A 15,696-nucleotide genomic window follows, 5' to 3' on the forward strand; every position below is an offset into this window, starting at 1 on the left:
GAGCCCGCGCCGGCGCCCGTGCCGGGGCCGCTAGGCAGTGACCGACCGGCCGATCGCGCCCGCGGCCGCCCGTGCCGCGGGCGACTGTGCCAGATACTCGACGGCCTTGCGCAACGAGCCTTCCTGCGAGGGATGGTACGACCGCCGCAGATAGCGGGGTATGGCCGTGCCGAGCTCGCGCCAGGTGGGCAGCAGCCCCTTGCGGACCGCCCTGTTGTGCTCGCCCAGCGAGTAGCGCAGGCGCCCGGCGAGCCGGGGGTCGTGGCGGAGCAGATAGGCCGTGCCCCAGAACCACAGGTACAGCATCACGGGCGCCGTGACCGTCATGCCCGCGACCCGGCGGGCATACCGGGGCAGGCCCTGCCCGCCGCAGTGCTGGAACATGTCGAAGGCGACCGCGCGGTGCTCCACCTCCTCCGCACCGTGCCACCGCAGCAGGTCGAGCATCACCTCGTCGGACCCGGCGCGGTCGAGGCCCTCCGCGTGCAGCACCCAGTTCCCCAGGACCGCCGTGAACTGTTCGATCGCCGCGATGATCGACAGCCGGAAGCGCAGCCACTCGCGCGTCGATATCGGGGCACCCAACGGCGGCTTCTCACCCAGGAGTTTCTCGAAGAGGAAGTCGACGTACCGGGTGAAGTCGGCGGTGTCGAGGTGCTGCGCCGCCAGGTGGTCGAGCACATGCGCGTGCTGCACGCTGTGCGTGGCCTCCTGACCCATGAACCCCTTGACGTCTCCCCGCAGCACCGGGTCGGTGATCAGTGGCAGGCCTTCCTTGAAGACCTTCACGAACCACCGCTCTCCCGCCGGGAGGAGCAGATGCAGGACGTTGATGACGTGGGTGGCCGTCGGCTCGTCCGGTATCCAGTGCAGCGGTGTCCCGTCCCAGTCGAACGAGACCCGGCGCGGAACGATCGTGTAGTGGTCCTCGGTGCGTGTGCCGGGCTCCTTCTCCGTGCTCACAACGGCGGCTCCAACCGGGCGATCGCACGCAGGGCCTTGGGGCTGAGGCGGGACATGAAGCGGGCACCACGGGCCTCGGGGGTGACAGGCACCACCGCCTGGTTCTTGACGACGGCGTGCAGGACCGCGTCGGCGACCTTCTCCGGCGGGTAGTTCCGCAGGCCGTACAGCCGGGCGGACCTCTTCTGGCGGCGCTTCTCCTCCTCGGCCCCGACGCCGACGAAACGGGATGTCGTCGTGATGTTCGTGTTCACGAAGCCCGGGCAGATCGCGGAGACACCGATGTCCTGGTCCGCGAGCTCCGCGCGCAGGCACTCGCTGAGCATCAGGACCGCCGCCTTGGACGTGCTGTAGGCGGGCAGGCTCTTGGAGGGCTGGTACGCCGCCGCCGACGCGGTGTTGACGATGTGGCCGCCCTGGCCGCGCTCGGCCATCTGCTTGCCGAAGAGCCGGCAGCCGTGGATCACCCCCCACAGATTGACGTCGAGGACCTTCTTCCAGTCCTCGGCGGTGGTGTCGAGGAAGGGACCTGCGAGACCTATACCGGCGTTGTTCACCAGGACGTCCACCACGCCGTACTCCGTGGCGACGCGCTCGGCGAGCTTCTCCATGGCCTGCTCGTCGGAGACGTCGACCGTCTCTCCCCAGGCGTCCGGGGCACCTATCAGGCGGGCCATCTCCGCCGTGCGGGCAGCGCTCTCCGCGTCCCGGTCGACGGCCACCACGCGCGCGCCCGCCTCGGCGAACGCGAAGGCGGTGGCCCGCCCGATGCCGCTGCCCGCCCCGGTGACCAGGACGAGCCGGCCCGCGAACCGGTCGGCGTACTTCCCGGTGGCCGGGCTGTCCTTGGTGGGCAGGCCGTCCTCGTTCGCCGTGACGAAGTCGCCGATCCACGCCGACAGTTGGTCGGGTCGGGTGCGGGGCACCCAGTGCTTGGCCGACAGGGTGCGGCGGACCAGCTGCGGGGCCCACTGCTCCAAGTCGTCGTAGAGCCGCTCGGAGAGGAAGGCGTCCCCGGTGGGCGTGATGAGTTGCACGGGCGCGTGCGCGTACGCGTCGGAGCGGGGCCTGCGCAGCCTCGCGCGGATGTTGTCGCGGTAGAGCCAGGCGCCGTGCGCGGCGTCCTGGGGCAGCGACGGTGTCGGATAGTCGCCCGCGGGGACCTTCTCGACGCGCTCGAGGATCTTCGGCCACCGCTTGCCGAGCGGACCGCGCCAGGCGAGCTCGGGGAGGGCGGGGGTGTGCAGCATGTACACGTACCAGGACTTGGCGCCCTGGCCGAGCAGTTGGCCGACCTTGCGGGGCGTGGGCCTGGTCATGCGGTTCTTGATCCAGTGGCCGAAGTGGTCGAGCGACGGGCCCGACATCGACGTGAACGACGCGATGCGGCCCTCCGTCCGCTTGACCGTGACGAACTCCCAGGACTGCACCGAGCCCCAGTCGTGCCCGACCACGTGCACCGGCTTGTCCGGGCTGACCGCGTCGATGACCGCCACGAAGTCGTCGGTCAGCTTCTCCAGGGTGAAGCCGCCGCGCAGCGGCCGCGGCGCGGTCGACCTGCCGTGGCCGCGGACGTCGTACAGCACGACGTGGAAGCGGTCCGCGAGGCGCTCGGCCACCTCCGACCACACCTCTTTGGAGTCCGGATAGCCGTGCACCAGCAGGACCGTGGGCCGGTCGGGGTCGCCGAGCTCGGCGACGCACAGCTCCACCCCGCCCGTGCGCACCCAGCGCTCGCGCGCGTCCCGCAGGCCCTTGCCGGTGCCCTTGGCGATGTCTCCGGTCGTCATGCGGCGGCCCTCTCCTCAGCCCAGCGCCGCACATGCGGCAGGTCGTCGTCCAGCCAGAACGCGCTCTGCTCGGGGTCCTTGGAGTCGGTGACGACCAGGATCTCCTCGAACTTCGCGCCCGTACCCCTGAAACCGAGGTGCGGTTCGACCGCCCAGAGCCCCTCGCGGGGCGGGTGGTCGGAGAATTTGTACGGCGACCACAGCGGGGACCAGCCGTCCCGGTGGCCGCGCAGGGCGTCGCTCGCCAGCCCCTTCAGCGACTGGGTGCCGAACCCGAAGAGGTGCGGGGTCAGTCGGCGCTCCTTGACCCGGTCCACCTTGTGCGCGATGACGCCGAAGGGATAGGCGCGGTGGCGGTTGGCATAGCCCTGGCGGACCATGAGCCGGTCCACGTCCTCGTAGATCTCCCGCAGGGGGCGGCGCTCGCGCACCTCGCGCAGGATCAGCTCGCGGTGCGCCTCCAGATCGGCGAGGAGCTTGTCGTGCACGGGGTTGAGCCCGAGGCAGCCGGAGTACCCGATGTCGGCCGTGAACCCCTTGTACACCGGGGCCATGTCGAGGATGAAGGGCATCCCCGGCTCCAGCCTGCGGTTGGTCGGGAAGAAGTGCAGCGGTATACGGAAGTTCACGAACGCCGTGCGGTCCCCGAACCAGGCGAACGGCAGGTGGAACCAGTCCCGCACGCCCCGCTCGCGCAGCCACTCGCGCTGCATCCGCGCGGCCTCGCGCTCCGTCACACCCGGCTTGAGCTGTGCCGCGACCGCTTCCGCGCACGCGTACGCAAGGGTCTGCACTTCCCTGAACCCCCGCAGCTCCGCGGAGAGTTCACCTGCCACCGCTGAGGTCATGCCACCGTCCGTCCCGAGTCCGGTCCACCGTGTCCGGTCCATCGCCGTACGCGGTCGTAACTTGACACTGACGAATGTGACAATGCCTGGCGGCTACGTCAATAGTTCCGTCCCACCCCGCGGGACAGGTCCGGGAGATCCCCCAGGGGGCGACCTTCGGACGACCCCTACGGGCCCGTAATACTCCAGAGTGAGGGCAGGGCAGGCCCATGGTCTGACGCGGTGGTGTGGTCTGCGCCACTACCGTCGAAACGTGACTGTGATCGCGACCGAAAGCCTGAGCAAGCGGTTCCCGAGGGTGACCGCGCTTGACCGGCTCTCCATGGATATCGGGCCCGGTGTGACCGGACTCGTCGGAGCCAACGGAGCCGGCAAGTCCACACTGATCAAGATCCTGCTGGGTCTCTCCCCTGCCACGGAGGGCCGGGCCGCCGTGCTCGGCCTCGACGTCGCCACCCGCGGCGGCGAGATCCGCGAGCGCGTCGGGTACATGCCGGAGCACGACTGCCTGCCGCCCGACGTCTCGGCCACCGAGTTCGTCGTCCACATGGCGCGTATGTCGGGCCTCCCGCCCGCCGCGGCCCGCGAGCGCACCGCGGACACCCTGCGCCACGTCGGGCTCTACGAAGAGCGGTACCGCCCCATGGGCGGCTACTCGACCGGCATGAAGCAGCGGGTGAAGCTCGCCCAGGCCCTCGTCCACGACCCCCGCCTCGTCTTCCTGGACGAGCCGACGAACGGCCTCGACCCGGTCGGCCGCGACGAGATGCTCGGCCTGATCCGCCGCGTCCACACCGACTTCGGCATCTCGGTCCTGGTGACCTCGCACCTGCTCGGCGAGTTGGAGCGCACCTGCGACCACGTCGTCGTCATCGACGGCGGCAAGCTCCTGCGGTCCAGCTCCACCACCGACTTCACCCGGACCACCACGACGCTCGCCGTCGAGGTCACGGACAGCGACGAACACCCCGACGGCACCCGGGCGTTGCGCGAGGCGCTGCGGGCGCGCGACATAGCCACGGAGAGCGGCGGCGAACTGCCCGGCGCCGGACACACGATCCTGCTCACCGCGGAGGGCGACGAGACGTACGACATCGTGCGCGACCTCGTCGCCGACCTCGGCCTCGGCCTGGTCCGGATGGAACAGCGCAGGCACCACATCGCGGAGGTCTTCAAGGACCAGGACGCGTCCCGGCCGGAGCCCGTCACCGCGGCCGCACAGCAGAGCCGCACAGCAGACAGGAGGCCGGCGCGATGAGCCCCGAGTCCACCCGGACCCCGGAGTCCACCCGGACCCCCGAGTCCACCCGGATCCACAACATCGGCTACCGGGACTACGACGGCCCGCGCCTCGGCCGCTCCTACGCCCGCCGCTCGCTCTTCTCCCAGAGCCTGCGCGGCGCGTACGGCCTCGGACGCTCCGCCAAGTCCAAGGTCCTGCCGATGATCCTCTTCGCGGTGATGTGCCTGCCCGCGGCGATCATGGTGGCGGTCGCCGTGGCCACCAAGGCCAAGGACCTCCCCCTGGACTACACGCGCTACGCGATCGTGATGCAGGCCCTCATCAGCCTCTTCCTGGCCGCCCAGGCCCCGCAGACCGTCTCCCGGGACCTGCGCTTCAAGACCGTGCCGCTCTACTTCTCACGGCCCATCGAGCGCGGTGACTACGTAGTGGCCAAGTTCGCCGCGATGACCTCGGCCCTCTTCGTCCTCACCGCGGCCCCCCTCCTCGTGCTCTACGTAGGGGCGCTCCTCGCCAAGCTCGACTTCGCCGACCAGAGCACGGGGTTCGCCCAGGGACTCGTCTCCGTGGCGCTGCTCTCCCTGCTCTTCTCCGGCATCGCCCTCGTCATCGCGGCGGTCACTCCCCGCCGCGGCTTTGGCATCGCCGCCGTCATCGCCGTCCTGACCATCACCTACGGAGCGGTGTCCACCGTCCAGGCCATCGCCTACGAACAGGGCAGCCACGACGCCATCGCCTGGCTCGGACTCTTCTCGCCGATCACGCTCATCGACGGCGTGCAGACCGCCTTCCTCGGCGCCACCTCCGCCTTCCCCGGAGGGGAAGGCCCCTCGTCGGGCGTGGGCGTTGTCTACGTAGTCGTCGTCCTCGGCCTCATCGCCGGCTGCTACGGCGCGATGATGCGCCGCTACCGAAAGGTCGGGCTGTGAGCACGATCAACATCGACCACACCTCCCGCTGGTTCGGGAACGTGGTGGCGGTCAACGACATCACCATGAACATCGGCCCGGGAGTCACGGGGCTCCTCGGTCCGAACGGCGCGGGCAAGTCGACCCTCATCAACATGATGGGCGGCTTCCTGGCCCCCTCCACGGGCAGCGTCACCCTCGACGGCCGGCCGATCTGGCGGAACGAGCAGATCTACGAGCACATCGGCATCGTCCCCGAGCGGGAGGCCATGTACGACTTCCTCACGGGCCGCGAATTCGTCGTCGCCAACGCCGAACTGCACGGCCTCGACGAGCGGGCCGCGAAGAGGGCGCTGGCCACGGTCGAGATGGAGTACGCGCAGGACCGGAAGATCTCCACGTACTCCAAGGGCATGCGGCAGCGCGTGAAGATGGCCTCCGCCCTCGTCCACGACCCGGCCGTACTGCTGCTCGACGAGCCCTTCAACGGCATGGACCCGCGCCAGCGCATGCAGCTGATGGAGCTCCTGCGGACCATGGGGGACCAGGGCCGCACGGTCCTGTTCTCCTCGCACATCCTCGAAGAGGTCGAACAGCTGGCCTCGCACATCGAGGTGATCGTCGCCGGACGGCACGCGGCGAGCGGCGACTTCCGCAAAATCCGCCGCCTGATGACCGACCGGCCCCACCGCTATCTGATCCGCTCCAGCGACGACCGTGCGCTGGCCGCCGCGCTGATCGCCGACCCCTCGACGGCCGGCATCGAAGTCGACCTCAAGGAGGACGTGTTGCGCGTCCAGGCGGTCGACTTCGGCCGGTTCACGACGCTGCTGCCCCGGGTCGCCCGCGAGCACGGCATCAGGCTCCTGACGGTCTCGCCGTCGGACGAGTCCCTCGAATCGGTCTTCTCCTACCTCGTCGCGGCCTGAAAGGGAGCCATCGTGTACAACCCCACAGTCGCCCGGCTCACCTACCGGGCCCTGCTCGGCCGCCGCCGGGCACTCATCCTCTTCGCCCTGCCCGTCCTGCTGATCGCCATCTCCGCCGCCGTACGCGGCTTCAGCGGCGCCGACGACCAAGTGGCCGTCGACGTGCTCGGCGGCTTCGCGCTCGCCACCATGGTGCCGATCATCGGGGTCATCGCGGGCACGGGCGCCATCGGCCCGGAGATCGACGACGGGTCGGTCGTCTACCTGCTCTCCAAGCCGGTCGGGCGCCCCACGATCATCTTCACCAAGCTGATCGTCGCCATCGCCGTGACCATGGCGTTCTCCGCGATCCCCACCTTCGTCTCGGGGATGATCCTGAACGGCAACGGCCAGCAGATCGCCATCGCCTACACCGTCGCGGCGCTGGTCGCCTCCATCACGTACGCGGCGATCTTCCTGCTGCTCGGCACGGTCACCCGGCACGCGGTGGTCTTCGGGCTCGTCTACGCCCTGGTGTGGGAGGCCCTCTTCGGGTCGCTGGTCTCCGGGGCACGCACGCTCAGCGTGCAGCAGTGGTCCCTCGCCGTGGCCCAGAAGGTCGGCGAGGGAGACCTGATCACCTCGGACGTCGGCCTGCCGGCCGCGACGGTCCTGCTGGTCGCGGTCACCGCGCTCGCCACCTGGTACGCGGGACAGAAGCTCAGGTCGCTGACGCTGGCCGGGGAGGAGTAAGCATCCGCCAGCACCCCCCGGGTCACCCGGGGGGCCACACGCGCCTCGGCGTCAGCCGAGGAGGCGCTCCAGCACCACCGCGATGCCGTCCGCCTCGTTCGACGTCGTCACCTCGTCCGCCACGGCCTTGAGCTCGTCATGGGCGTTGGCCATGGCGACGCCGTGGGCGGACCAGGCGAACATCGGAATGTCGTTCGGCATGTCGCCGAAGGCGATCGTGTCCACGGCCTTCGCGCCCAGTCGGCGCGCCGCCAGGGAGAGGCCCGTGGCCTTGGAGAGGCCGAGGGGCAGGAGCTCGACTATGCCCTCGCCCGCCATGGTCACGCCGACCAGGTCGCCCGCGACCTTGCGCGCCACCTCGGTGAGCGCGTCGTCGCTCAGGCCGGGGTGCTGGATGTAGACCTTGTTCAGCGGGGCCGCCCACAGGTCGGCGACGTCCGTGAAGGGGATGGCCGGGAGCGGGCCGTCCTGGACCGCGTATCCCGGGCCGACGATGACCTCGCCCTCGAGGCCGTCGCGGCTCGCCGCGAGGGCGAGCGGCCCGATCTCCGCCTCGATCTTGGCGAGCGCAAGACCCGCCAGCTGCCGGTCGAGCGTCACCGAGGTGAGCAGGCGGTGCTCTCCCGCGTGGTAGACCTGCGCGCCCTGGCCGCACACCGCGAGACCGTCGTAGCCGAGGTCGTCGAGGATGTGGCGGGTCCAGGGCACCGCACGGCCGGTGACGATGATGTGCGCCGCGCCCGCCGCGGTGGCCGCGGTGAGCGCCTGGCGCGTACGTTCCGAAACCGTGTCGTCGGGGCGCAGCAGCGTCCCGTCGAGGTCGGTCGCGACCAGCTTGTACGGGAAGGCGGGCGTGACCGGAGCAGGGTGGCTCACTTGGCGACGGGCTCCAGGATCTCGCGTCCCCCGAGGTATGGGCGGAGCATCTCGGGCACCACCACGGAGCCGTCGGCCTGCTGGTGGTTCTCCAGGAGGGCCACGATGGTGCGCGGGACGGCGCACAGCGTGCCGTTCAGCGTGGCGAGCGGCTGGATCTTCTTGCCGTCACGCATGCGCACGGAGAGGCGGCGGGCCTGGAAGCCGTCGCAGTTGGAGGCCGAGGTGAGCTCGCGGTACTTGCCCTGGGTGGGGATCCAGGCCTCGCAGTCGAACTTGCGGGAGGCCGAGGCGCCGAGGTCGCCCGTCGCCACGTCGATCACCTGGAAGGGCAGGCCGAGGCCGGTCAGCCACTGCTTCTCCCACTCCAGGAGGCGCTTGTGCTCGTTCTCCGCGTCGTCCGGGTCGACGTACGAGAACATCTCGACCTTGTCGAACTGGTGGACGCGGAAGATGCCGCGGGTGTCCTTGCCGTACGTGCCGGCCTCGCGGCGGAAGCAGGGCGAGAAGCCCGCGTACCGCAGGGGCAGCTTGTCGGCGTCGATGATCTCGTCCATGTGGTAGCCGGCGAGCGCGACCTCGGAGGTGCCGACCAGGTAGTAGTCGTCCTTCTCCAGGTGGTACACGTTCTCCGCGGCCTGGCCGAGGAAGCCCGTGCCCTCCATGGCGCGCGGGCGGACCAGGGCGGGCGTCAGCATCGGGATGAACCCGGCCTCGGTGGCCTGCGCGATCGCGGCGTTCACCAGGGCGAGCTCCAGGAGGGCGCCGACACCGGTGAGGTAGTAGAAGCGCGAGCCGGAGACCTTCGCGCCGCGCTCGACGTCGATGGCGCCGAGCGCCTCGCCGAGCTCCAGGTGGTCCTTCGGCTCGAAGCCCTCGGCCGCGAAGTCGCGGGGGGTGCCGATCGTGTCGAGGACGACGAAGTCCTCCTCGCCGCCGACCGGGACGTCCGGGTGGACGAGATTGCCCAGCTGCTGGAGGAGGCGCTTGGTCTCCTCGTCGGCCTCGTCCTGTGCGGCGTCGGCGGCCTTGACGGCGGCGGAGAGCTCGCCCGCCTTCTTCAGGAGCTCCTGCTTCTCCTCGGGCGCGGCCTTGGGGATCAGCTTGCCGAGCGCCTTCTGCTCGGAGCGGAGCTCGTCGAAGCGGACGCCGGACGACCTGCGCCGCTCGTCGGCGGAGAGCAGGGCGTCGACGAGCGCGACGTCCTCTCCACGGGCGCGCTGGGAGGCGCGAACACGGTCGGGGTCCTCACGGAGCAGGCGAAGGTCAATCACCCCACAAGGCTACCGTTGCGCGCTTCCGGCCAACGACTCCATATTCCATTGTGTACGTTATGCCCGGTTTGCCGGAATATGAATTCCGGGTTCGGGGCGGCCGGAAAAGCTCCGTCCCGAGCCGTCCGGCCCCCGGTCAATAAAAAGGGCACTATTCCCCGAAAGGGGGCAGAGCGTGCCCGCCGCCTTGACCGGATCCCCTTGTGGGAGACGGGATTTGGGCCGCCCCTCCACTGTGGTTGTCCACAGGAACCAGCGCCTCCGGACGGTTATCCACAGGGTGTGCGAAAAATCTGTGGATGCCGGAAGGGGCCGTTTCCAAAGGGCCTCACGCGTCTGGGGAATCACTTCCCAAACCACTCGCACACCCTCTTTCGAGTGGAAATGCCTCGCTCTAAAGAGTTGATCAATAGAAAAGAGTGGACGAGGGGTGACGTGCGCCCCTGTGGACGGAGTTGGGGGCTGTAGGCCGATTTGTCGACCATGTCGCGCTTCGTTGTCGACTTGTCCCCAGGTCGAGACGCGCGCCTGTGGATAACTTCTGTGGACAACGTAAATCTGCAGGTAGGACCGCAGGAATGGGCGCCGAGGAGCCCCGGGCGGTGACGCGGTGCTGGCTAGAAACGGCCGTCCTGGCAGTGCGCCAACCAGTCCGACGCCGCGATGAACTCGCTGTCCGTCGTGCCGGGCCGCGGCGCCCTGACGTCCTCCGTCGACACGCCCGCCCGCGGATAGGAGCCGAGGAAGCGCACCTGCGGGCAGATCCGCTTGAGCCCCATCAGGGCCTCGCCGACCCGGCGGTCCGTGATGTGCCCCTCGGCGTCCACCGAGAAGCAGTAGTTGCCGATGCCCTGGCCCGTCGGCCGGGACTCGATGCGCATCAGGTTGACGCCCCGCACGGCGAACTCCTGGAGGAGTTCGAGCAGGGCACCGGGGTGGTCGTCGCCCAGCCAGATGACGACGGAGGTCTTGTCGGCGCCCGTCGGCGCGGCGGGGCGGGCCGGACGGCCGACCAGCACGAAGCGGGTCTCGGCGTTCGCCGCGTCGTGGATCTCGCTGACCAGCGCTTCGAGGCCGTACGTCGTCGCCGCGAACTCCCCCGCGAAGGCCGCGTCGAAGCGGCCCTCCTGGACCAGCCGGGCGCCGTCCGCGTTCGACGCCGCCGACTCCCACTGGGCGTCGGGCAGGTGCGCGGCCAGCCAGTTGCGGACCTGCGGCTGGGCGACGGGGTGGCCCGTCACCGTCTTGATGTCCTTGAGCTTCGTGCCCGGGCGGACGAGCAGCGCGAAGGCGATCGGCAGCACGACCTCGCGGTAGATCATCAGCGGGTCGCCCTTGGCGAGTTCGTCGACGGTGGTGGTGACGCCGCCCTCGACCGAGTTCTCGATCGGCACCAGAGCCGCCGCCGCCTCGCCGCCGCGGACCGCGTCCAGCGCGGCAGGGACGGAGACCATCGGGACGAGCTCCCGGGTGGCCGCCTCGGGCAGGGTGCGGAGAGCCGCCTCGGTGAAGGTGCCTTCGGGGCCCAGGTACGTATAGCGCGTCGCCGACATACCGTCACCCTAGTGGGCCCGGCGTGGCGCGGCTCACGCGTCTCACGGAGCGGCGCCCTACCCCTCCAGCAACCGCTGCCCCACGTACTCGCCCTTCGCCGCCCCGCCCGGCACCGCGAAGAGACCGCTCGCCTCGTGCCGGATGAACTCCGACAGGGCGTCGCCCCGGTCGAGCTTGCGCTGCACCGGGACGAAGCCCCGCATCGGGTCCGCCTGCCAGCAGACGAAGAGGAGCCCCGCGTCGGGCTCGCCCTTGGCGTCGAAGCCGTCGTGGTAGGAGAACGGGCGGCGCAGCATCGCGGCGCCGCCGTTCTGGTCGGGCCGTGTGATGCGGGCGTGCGCGTCGAGCGGGATGACGACCTTGCCGTCCGGGCCGGTCTTGTCGAGCTTCGGCTCGGTCGTCTCCGTACCGCCCGTGAGCGGTGAGCCGTCCGACTTGTGCCGCCCTATCACCGCTTCCTGCGCCTTCAGGTCCAGCTTCTCCCAGTCGTCGAGGAGCATCCGGATACGGCGTACGACCACGTAGGAGCCGCCCGCCATCCAGGAGGGGTCGCCGTCGCCCGGCACGAAGATCCGCTCGTCGAAGTCCTTCTCCGACGGCTTGGGGTTGTTCGTGCCGTCGACCTGACCCATCAGGTTGCGGGTCGTCATCGGCCGCGCGGTGGCGCCCGGCGAGCGGTTGAAGCCGTTCATCTGCCAGCGCACGCGCGCGGTCCCGGCCGCCTCGCGCTGGATCGCACGCAGCGCGTGGAAGGCGACGAGCGAGTCGTTGGCGCCGATCTGCACCCACAGGTCGCCGTTGCTGCGCGCCTTGTCGAGGTGGTCCGAGGAGAAGTCGGGCAGCGGGGCCAGGGCGGCCGGGCGCCGCTTCTCCAGGCCCGTACGGGAGAAGAAGGAGGCACCGAAGCCGAACGTGACGGAGAGCGAGGACGGGCCCGCGTCCCGGGCGACCGCCGTGTCCGCCCCGCCGGCCGGCTCGCCCGCCATCAGCCGCTCGGCCGTTGCCGACCAGCGGCGCAGCAGGGCCGCCGCCTCCTTGCGGCCCGCGCCCGCCGCGAGGTCGAAGGCGATCAGATGCCCGCGGGCCTGGAGGGGCGTGGTGATGCCGGGCTGATGTTTCCCGTGAAACATCACCTGTTCGGCGCCCAGGGAGGCCAGCTCCGTCCGCGACACATCGGCGGAGTCCGCCGAGGTGTCCGGGGCCGCCGCGTAGCCGACGGCGCCGCCCGCCGCGCCGAGCGCGAGGCCCGTCGCGCCGGCGGTGCCGAGCAGCCGCCGCCTGGAAATCCCGTTCTCCGCCATGGTGGTTGTTCCGTTCAGCCGATCTGCGCGTTCTTCTTCACGGTGACCTGATCGATGTCGGAGGTCCGCACCGTCACCGCGATCTTCCACTTGCCTGCCATCGGGATCTGCACGCCGTTCGCGGTCCAGTGTCCGGTGGCGATGCGGTCCGGGGCGACGGGCAGCGGCCCGACGTCCTTCGACTCGAGGGTGAAGGAGACCTTCACCTCGGGGACGTCGAAGGCGCTGCCGTTGGGACGCTTCACATACAGGTGCAGGGTGTTGCTGCCGCTACGGCCGGGGTCGAGGTCCAGCTGCACGGCGCCCTTGCCGTCGGTGCCGCCCGTGTCGAAGGGCACCTTGAGCTTGAGCGGTCCCGAGCGCTGCGCCGCCGCCGCGGCGGTGGCGTTGGCGGCCTCCTCCTCGGTGCGGCCGGGCTCGGTCGCGGTGAGGATGGTCGTCACGGCCAGCAGGACGACGGCTATGCCGGCCTCGGTGAGCACCGAGCGGCGCAGGCCCGAGCGGTGCGGGTCGGCGTCGCGGACGCGCTTCTCACGGGCGCTGTCCATGGCGGCCTGCTGGCGCGCCAGCTGGGCGGAGCGCTTGGGGTCGTCGCCCGCGTCCCCGGAGGAGGCCGGCACCGTGACCGGCTTCTTCTGAGCCGTCTTCGCCGCCTGCTTCGCCGCCTGCCTGGCGCGCTGCTCGACGACGACGGCGGCCGCGCTCTCCGGAGCCATGCCGCCCACCTCGGCGGCGATCCGCCCCGTCCACCGCCGCGAGATGGAGGCGACGCCCACCAGGACGACGACCAGGCCGATCTTGACGAGGAGCAGCTGTCCGTACGACGTGCCCGTCAGCGCCGACCACGAGCCGACCTGCCGCCACGACTGGTAGGTGCCGGTCGCCGCCAGCACCACGACGCTGGTGAACGCCACCGTCGAGAACCGCTGCACGGCCGACGCGTCCACCGCGGTCGTGCGGAAGAGCGCGACGAGCAGCGACGCGAGTCCGCCGAGCCAGGCGGAGACGGCCAGCAGGTGCAGCACGTCGACGGGCATCGCGATGCCTGCCTGGATGCCGGTCGAGGCGTGCTCGGCCATCGCCCACGTCGCCGCGATGCCGATGGCGACGACGGTGCCGCCGATGGCGAGCCCGAAGGTGAGGTCCTTCTTCTCCTTCGGGTCTTCCCGCTTCTCGTACGCGCCGAAGAGCACCGCGATGAACAGCGCGGCGGCGGCGAGCAGCAGCAGCCGGGAGACCAGGGCGGCGCCCGTCTTGGTGTTGAGGACGTCGCCGAGCTTGCCCATGTCGAAGGCGTCGGCGAGCTTCCCTGAGCCGGTGTAGGGGGCGCGCAGGAGCAGCAGGACGAGCGTGGAGGCGGTGAGCGCGACCCAGCCGGACGTCACGATGCGCTGCACGGGCCGCACCCCCGCGCCCCGCGGCCAGCAGCCGAGGACGAAGGCGGCGCCGCCGACGAGCAGGATGAACCCGGCGTACGAGAAGTAGCGCACGATGTCGTAGAGCAGGCCGACCAGGCCGCCGCCGACCTCCTGGTCGGGCAGTGCGACCTTGGTGTCGGAGGGCGCGCCGATGGAGAAGGTGAAGGCACCGGCGACGGGGTGGCTGTCGGCGGAGACCACTTGGTAGGCGACGGTGAAGGTGCCGTCGGGCAGGCCCGGACGCAGCTTCACGCCGTACGTGTTGGCGCCCAGGTCCGTCGTCTTCTTGGTGTCGGCCCGCTTGCCGGACGGGTCGAGCACCCGCACCGAGCCGTCCGACATGGCGACCTTCTCCGAGAAGGTGAGCTTCACCTGGTCGGGGGCCTTGTCGACCACCGCTCCCTGCTTCGGGTCGCTGCTGGTCAGCGCGGCGTGCGCGGACGTGGGCCCGGCACCGGCGAGGAAGACGCCGGTCGCGGCGAGGAGCACCAGAAGGAGCCGCCAGAGGCGGGGAGCTGCGCCGGAATCCCTACCGGTCCGGGAAACGACCCTGGAGCGGGGAGCGATGGTCTGCATCAACGATCCGTCCCTCAGTGCGACTTGTGCTGCTTGGGGCTGTACGTCGCTTCCTTGACCGGAACCTCGACGGTGATCGGGTCCGACTTCTGGAAGTGCAGGGTCATGGCGATCTTCTCGCCCTGCTTGGGCTTGCGCTTGAGCTTTTCGAGCATCAGGTGGTTGCCGCCGCTCGCGAAGTCGAGCTCGCCGTTGGCGGGCACGGCGAAGGACTTCTCCTCCTTCATCGCGCCGCCCTTGGTGCTGTGCAGGGTGACGGCGCCCGCGATGTCGCTGGTGGCGGAGGTGAGCCGGTCGGCGCTGCCCTTGTTCGTCAGCGTGAAGAAGCCCGCCGCCATGTCGTCCATGGTGGGCTCGGGGACATAGGCCCCGCTGACCTTCAGCTCGGGCTTCTTCGCGGTCTCCCCGGAGGCGGAGCCCGAGTCGTCGCCGCAGCCCGCGAGGGCCAGCGCGGCGGTCAGTGCCATGGCCCCCGTGGCGAGCGCGCGGTGCTTGGTGGTGCGGTGGTTCACGGGGTCTGCCCCTTGACGATCTTGGGCAGGTCCTTGGTGTAGTCGCCTGCGGTGGCCTTGTCGCTGTACAGGACGTATCCCGCGTCGTTCTTCGGGGAGAAGGCGAAGACCTGCGTGCCGTGCATCGAGACGATCTTGCCCTTCTTGTCCTTCTTGGACGGCTCGATGTTGATGGCGAGCCGGCGGGCCCCGGCCTGGATGGTGTCGAAGTCGCCCGTCAGGCCGATGAAGTCGGAGTCCACGCCCTTGAGCCACTTGCCGAGCTCGGCGGGGGTGTCACGCTCGGGGTCGGTGGTCACGAAGACGACCTTGAGCTTGTCCTGGTCGGCCTTGGGCAGGGCCTTCTTGGCGACCGCGATGTTGTTCATCGTCAGCGGGCAGACGTCGGGGCAGTGCGTGTAGCCGAAGTAGATGAGCGTCGGCCTGCCCTTGGTCTCCTCGCGCAGGTCGTACTTCTTGCCGTGCGTGTCGGTGAGGACGAGGTCCGGCTTCTGGTACGGCTTGTCCAGAACCGTGGCGGCCTTGCCCGAGTCGGTCTCCATGGAGACCTCGGCGACCGGCTTCTTGCTGTCGTCACCACTGCCGCAGGCAGTCAGGGTGAGGGCGGCCACGGCCAGCAGGGCAGCGGCGGCGAGCTTCTTGTCGGTGCTCTTCGCGTAGCTCTTCGAGCTCTTGGTGCGCATACGAAAATGTCCCAGATGTGAGGGGGCCGGGGCGCACCGGGGCGGCTGTACGCCGCGCCGGTGCGCCCCGCGGGTGGCTCGTCCTGCGG

14 protein-coding genes are annotated in these 15,696 nt (G+C 70.3%); 4 read left to right on the plus strand and 10 right to left on the minus strand.

All coding sequences use genetic code 11. The annotated features are described in order from the left end of the window. Positions 1 to 30: 30 nt before the first annotated feature. The 3 genes from ACZ4Z4_RS32070 to ACZ4Z4_RS32080 are packed head-to-tail and all read right to left on the minus strand — an operon-like array spanning position 31 to position 3,601. Positions 31 to 963, minus strand: a complete 933-nt coding sequence (locus ACZ4Z4_RS32070) for a metal-dependent hydrolase (protein WP_468335166.1) — start codon at positions 961 to 963, stop codon at positions 31 to 33. After that, a complete protein-coding gene (locus tag ACZ4Z4_RS32075) occupies positions 960 to 2,753 on the minus strand; it encodes an SDR family oxidoreductase (RefSeq protein ID WP_468335169.1) in 1,794 nt (597 codons plus the stop codon). Before ACZ4Z4_RS32075 ends, ACZ4Z4_RS32070 begins: the two co-directional genes overlap by 4 nt. Next, positions 2,750 to 3,601: a M24 family metallopeptidase gene (locus ACZ4Z4_RS32080; protein WP_468335172.1), complete on the minus strand. Its 852-nt coding sequence runs from the start codon at positions 3,599 to 3,601 to the stop codon at positions 2,750 to 2,752. The genes ACZ4Z4_RS32075 and ACZ4Z4_RS32080 overlap by 4 nt, the downstream gene beginning before the upstream one ends. Positions 3,602 to 3,860: 259 nt before the next feature. Here ACZ4Z4_RS32080 and ACZ4Z4_RS32085 point away from each other — a divergent pair, with 259 nt between their 5' ends. The 4 genes from ACZ4Z4_RS32085 to ACZ4Z4_RS32100 are packed head-to-tail and all read left to right on the plus strand — an operon-like array spanning position 3,861 to position 7,413. Next, the gene (locus tag ACZ4Z4_RS32085; protein ID WP_468335554.1) at positions 3,861 to 4,859 is read left to right on the plus strand and encodes an ABC transporter ATP-binding protein; all 999 of its coding nucleotides are present in this window, start codon (positions 3,861 to 3,863) and stop codon (positions 4,857 to 4,859) included. Continuing rightward, on the plus strand, positions 4,856 to 5,773 hold the full coding sequence (locus ACZ4Z4_RS32090) for an ABC transporter permease (RefSeq protein WP_468335175.1): 918 nt from the start codon (positions 4,856 to 4,858) through the stop codon (positions 5,771 to 5,773). Before ACZ4Z4_RS32085 ends, ACZ4Z4_RS32090 begins: the two co-directional genes overlap by 4 nt. Further along, a complete protein-coding gene (locus tag ACZ4Z4_RS32095) occupies positions 5,770 to 6,681 on the plus strand; it encodes an ABC transporter ATP-binding protein (RefSeq protein WP_468335177.1) in 912 nt (303 codons plus the stop codon). The genes ACZ4Z4_RS32090 and ACZ4Z4_RS32095 overlap by 4 nt, the downstream gene beginning before the upstream one ends. 12 nt (positions 6,682 to 6,693) lie before the next feature. Then, positions 6,694 to 7,413, plus strand: coding sequence for an ABC transporter permease (locus ACZ4Z4_RS32100; protein ID WP_468335182.1), 720 nt, complete (start codon positions 6,694 to 6,696; stop codon positions 7,411 to 7,413). Between the two features lie 51 nt (positions 7,414 to 7,464). Here the strand turns inward: ACZ4Z4_RS32100 and ACZ4Z4_RS32105 are convergent, their stop codons facing one another. The 7 genes from ACZ4Z4_RS32105 to ACZ4Z4_RS32135 form a co-directional block, all read right to left on the minus strand. Continuing rightward, positions 7,465 to 8,289 (minus strand): HAD family hydrolase, encoded by an 825-nt coding sequence (locus ACZ4Z4_RS32105; protein ID WP_468335185.1) that lies wholly within the window; start codon positions 8,287 to 8,289, stop codon positions 7,465 to 7,467. Further along, positions 8,286 to 9,563, minus strand: a complete 1,278-nt coding sequence (gene serS, locus ACZ4Z4_RS32110; RefSeq protein WP_468335188.1) for a serine--tRNA ligase — start codon at positions 9,561 to 9,563, stop codon at positions 8,286 to 8,288. The genes ACZ4Z4_RS32105 and serS overlap by 4 nt, the downstream gene beginning before the upstream one ends. Positions 9,564 to 10,180: 617 nt before the next feature. Further along, positions 10,181 to 11,116 (minus strand): prephenate dehydratase, encoded by a 936-nt coding sequence (gene pheA / locus ACZ4Z4_RS32115; protein ID WP_468335191.1) that lies wholly within the window; start codon positions 11,114 to 11,116, stop codon positions 10,181 to 10,183. 57 nt (positions 11,117 to 11,173) lie between these two features. Further along, positions 11,174 to 12,418: an iron uptake transporter deferrochelatase/peroxidase subunit gene (gene efeB / locus ACZ4Z4_RS32120; RefSeq protein WP_468335194.1), complete on the minus strand. Its 1,245-nt coding sequence runs from the start codon at positions 12,416 to 12,418 to the stop codon at positions 11,174 to 11,176. A gap of 14 nt (positions 12,419 to 12,432) precedes the next feature. Then, positions 12,433 to 14,412, minus strand: a complete 1,980-nt coding sequence (locus tag ACZ4Z4_RS32125) for a copper resistance CopC/CopD family protein (RefSeq protein ID WP_468335197.1) — start codon at positions 14,410 to 14,412, stop codon at positions 12,433 to 12,435. Positions 14,413 to 14,426: 14 nt separating this feature from the next. Next, positions 14,427 to 14,879 (minus strand): copper chaperone PCu(A)C, encoded by a 453-nt coding sequence (locus ACZ4Z4_RS32130; protein WP_468335558.1) that lies wholly within the window; start codon positions 14,877 to 14,879, stop codon positions 14,427 to 14,429. A gap of 41 nt (positions 14,880 to 14,920) precedes the next feature. Next, positions 14,921 to 15,607, minus strand: a complete 687-nt coding sequence (locus tag ACZ4Z4_RS32135) for an SCO family protein (RefSeq protein WP_468335200.1) — start codon at positions 15,605 to 15,607, stop codon at positions 14,921 to 14,923. Positions 15,608 to 15,696 lie beyond the last annotated feature (89 nt).

Source organism: Streptomyces sp. NPDC030245 (genome assembly GCF_055572995.1).

Excerpts from the sequence above, each read along its gene's own strand:
- pheA (WP_468335191.1), bottom strand. The coding sequence starts at position 11,116 with ATGTCGGCGACGCGCTATACGTACCTGGGCCCCGAAGGCACCTTCACC.
- ACZ4Z4_RS32125 (WP_468335197.1), bottom strand. The coding sequence starts at position 14,412 with ATGCAGACCATCGCTCCCCGCTCCAGGGTCGTTTCCCGGACCGGTAGG.
- ACZ4Z4_RS32075 (WP_468335169.1), bottom strand. The coding sequence starts at position 2,753 with ATGACGACCGGAGACATCGCCAAGGGCACCGGCAAGGGCCTGCGGGAC.
- ACZ4Z4_RS32135 (WP_468335200.1), bottom strand. The coding sequence starts at position 15,607 with ATGCGCACCAAGAGCTCGAAGAGCTACGCGAAGAGCACCGACAAGAAG.
- ACZ4Z4_RS32130 (WP_468335558.1), bottom strand. The coding sequence starts at position 14,879 with ATGGCACTGACCGCCGCGCTGGCCCTCGCGGGCTGCGGCGACGACTCG.
- ACZ4Z4_RS32090 (WP_468335175.1), top strand. The coding sequence starts at position 4,856 with ATGAGCCCCGAGTCCACCCGGACCCCGGAGTCCACCCGGACCCCCGAG.
- ACZ4Z4_RS32080 (WP_468335172.1), bottom strand. The coding sequence starts at position 3,601 with ATGACCTCAGCGGTGGCAGGTGAACTCTCCGCGGAGCTGCGGGGGTTC.
- efeB (WP_468335194.1), bottom strand. The coding sequence starts at position 12,418 with ATGGCGGAGAACGGGATTTCCAGGCGGCGGCTGCTCGGCACCGCCGGC.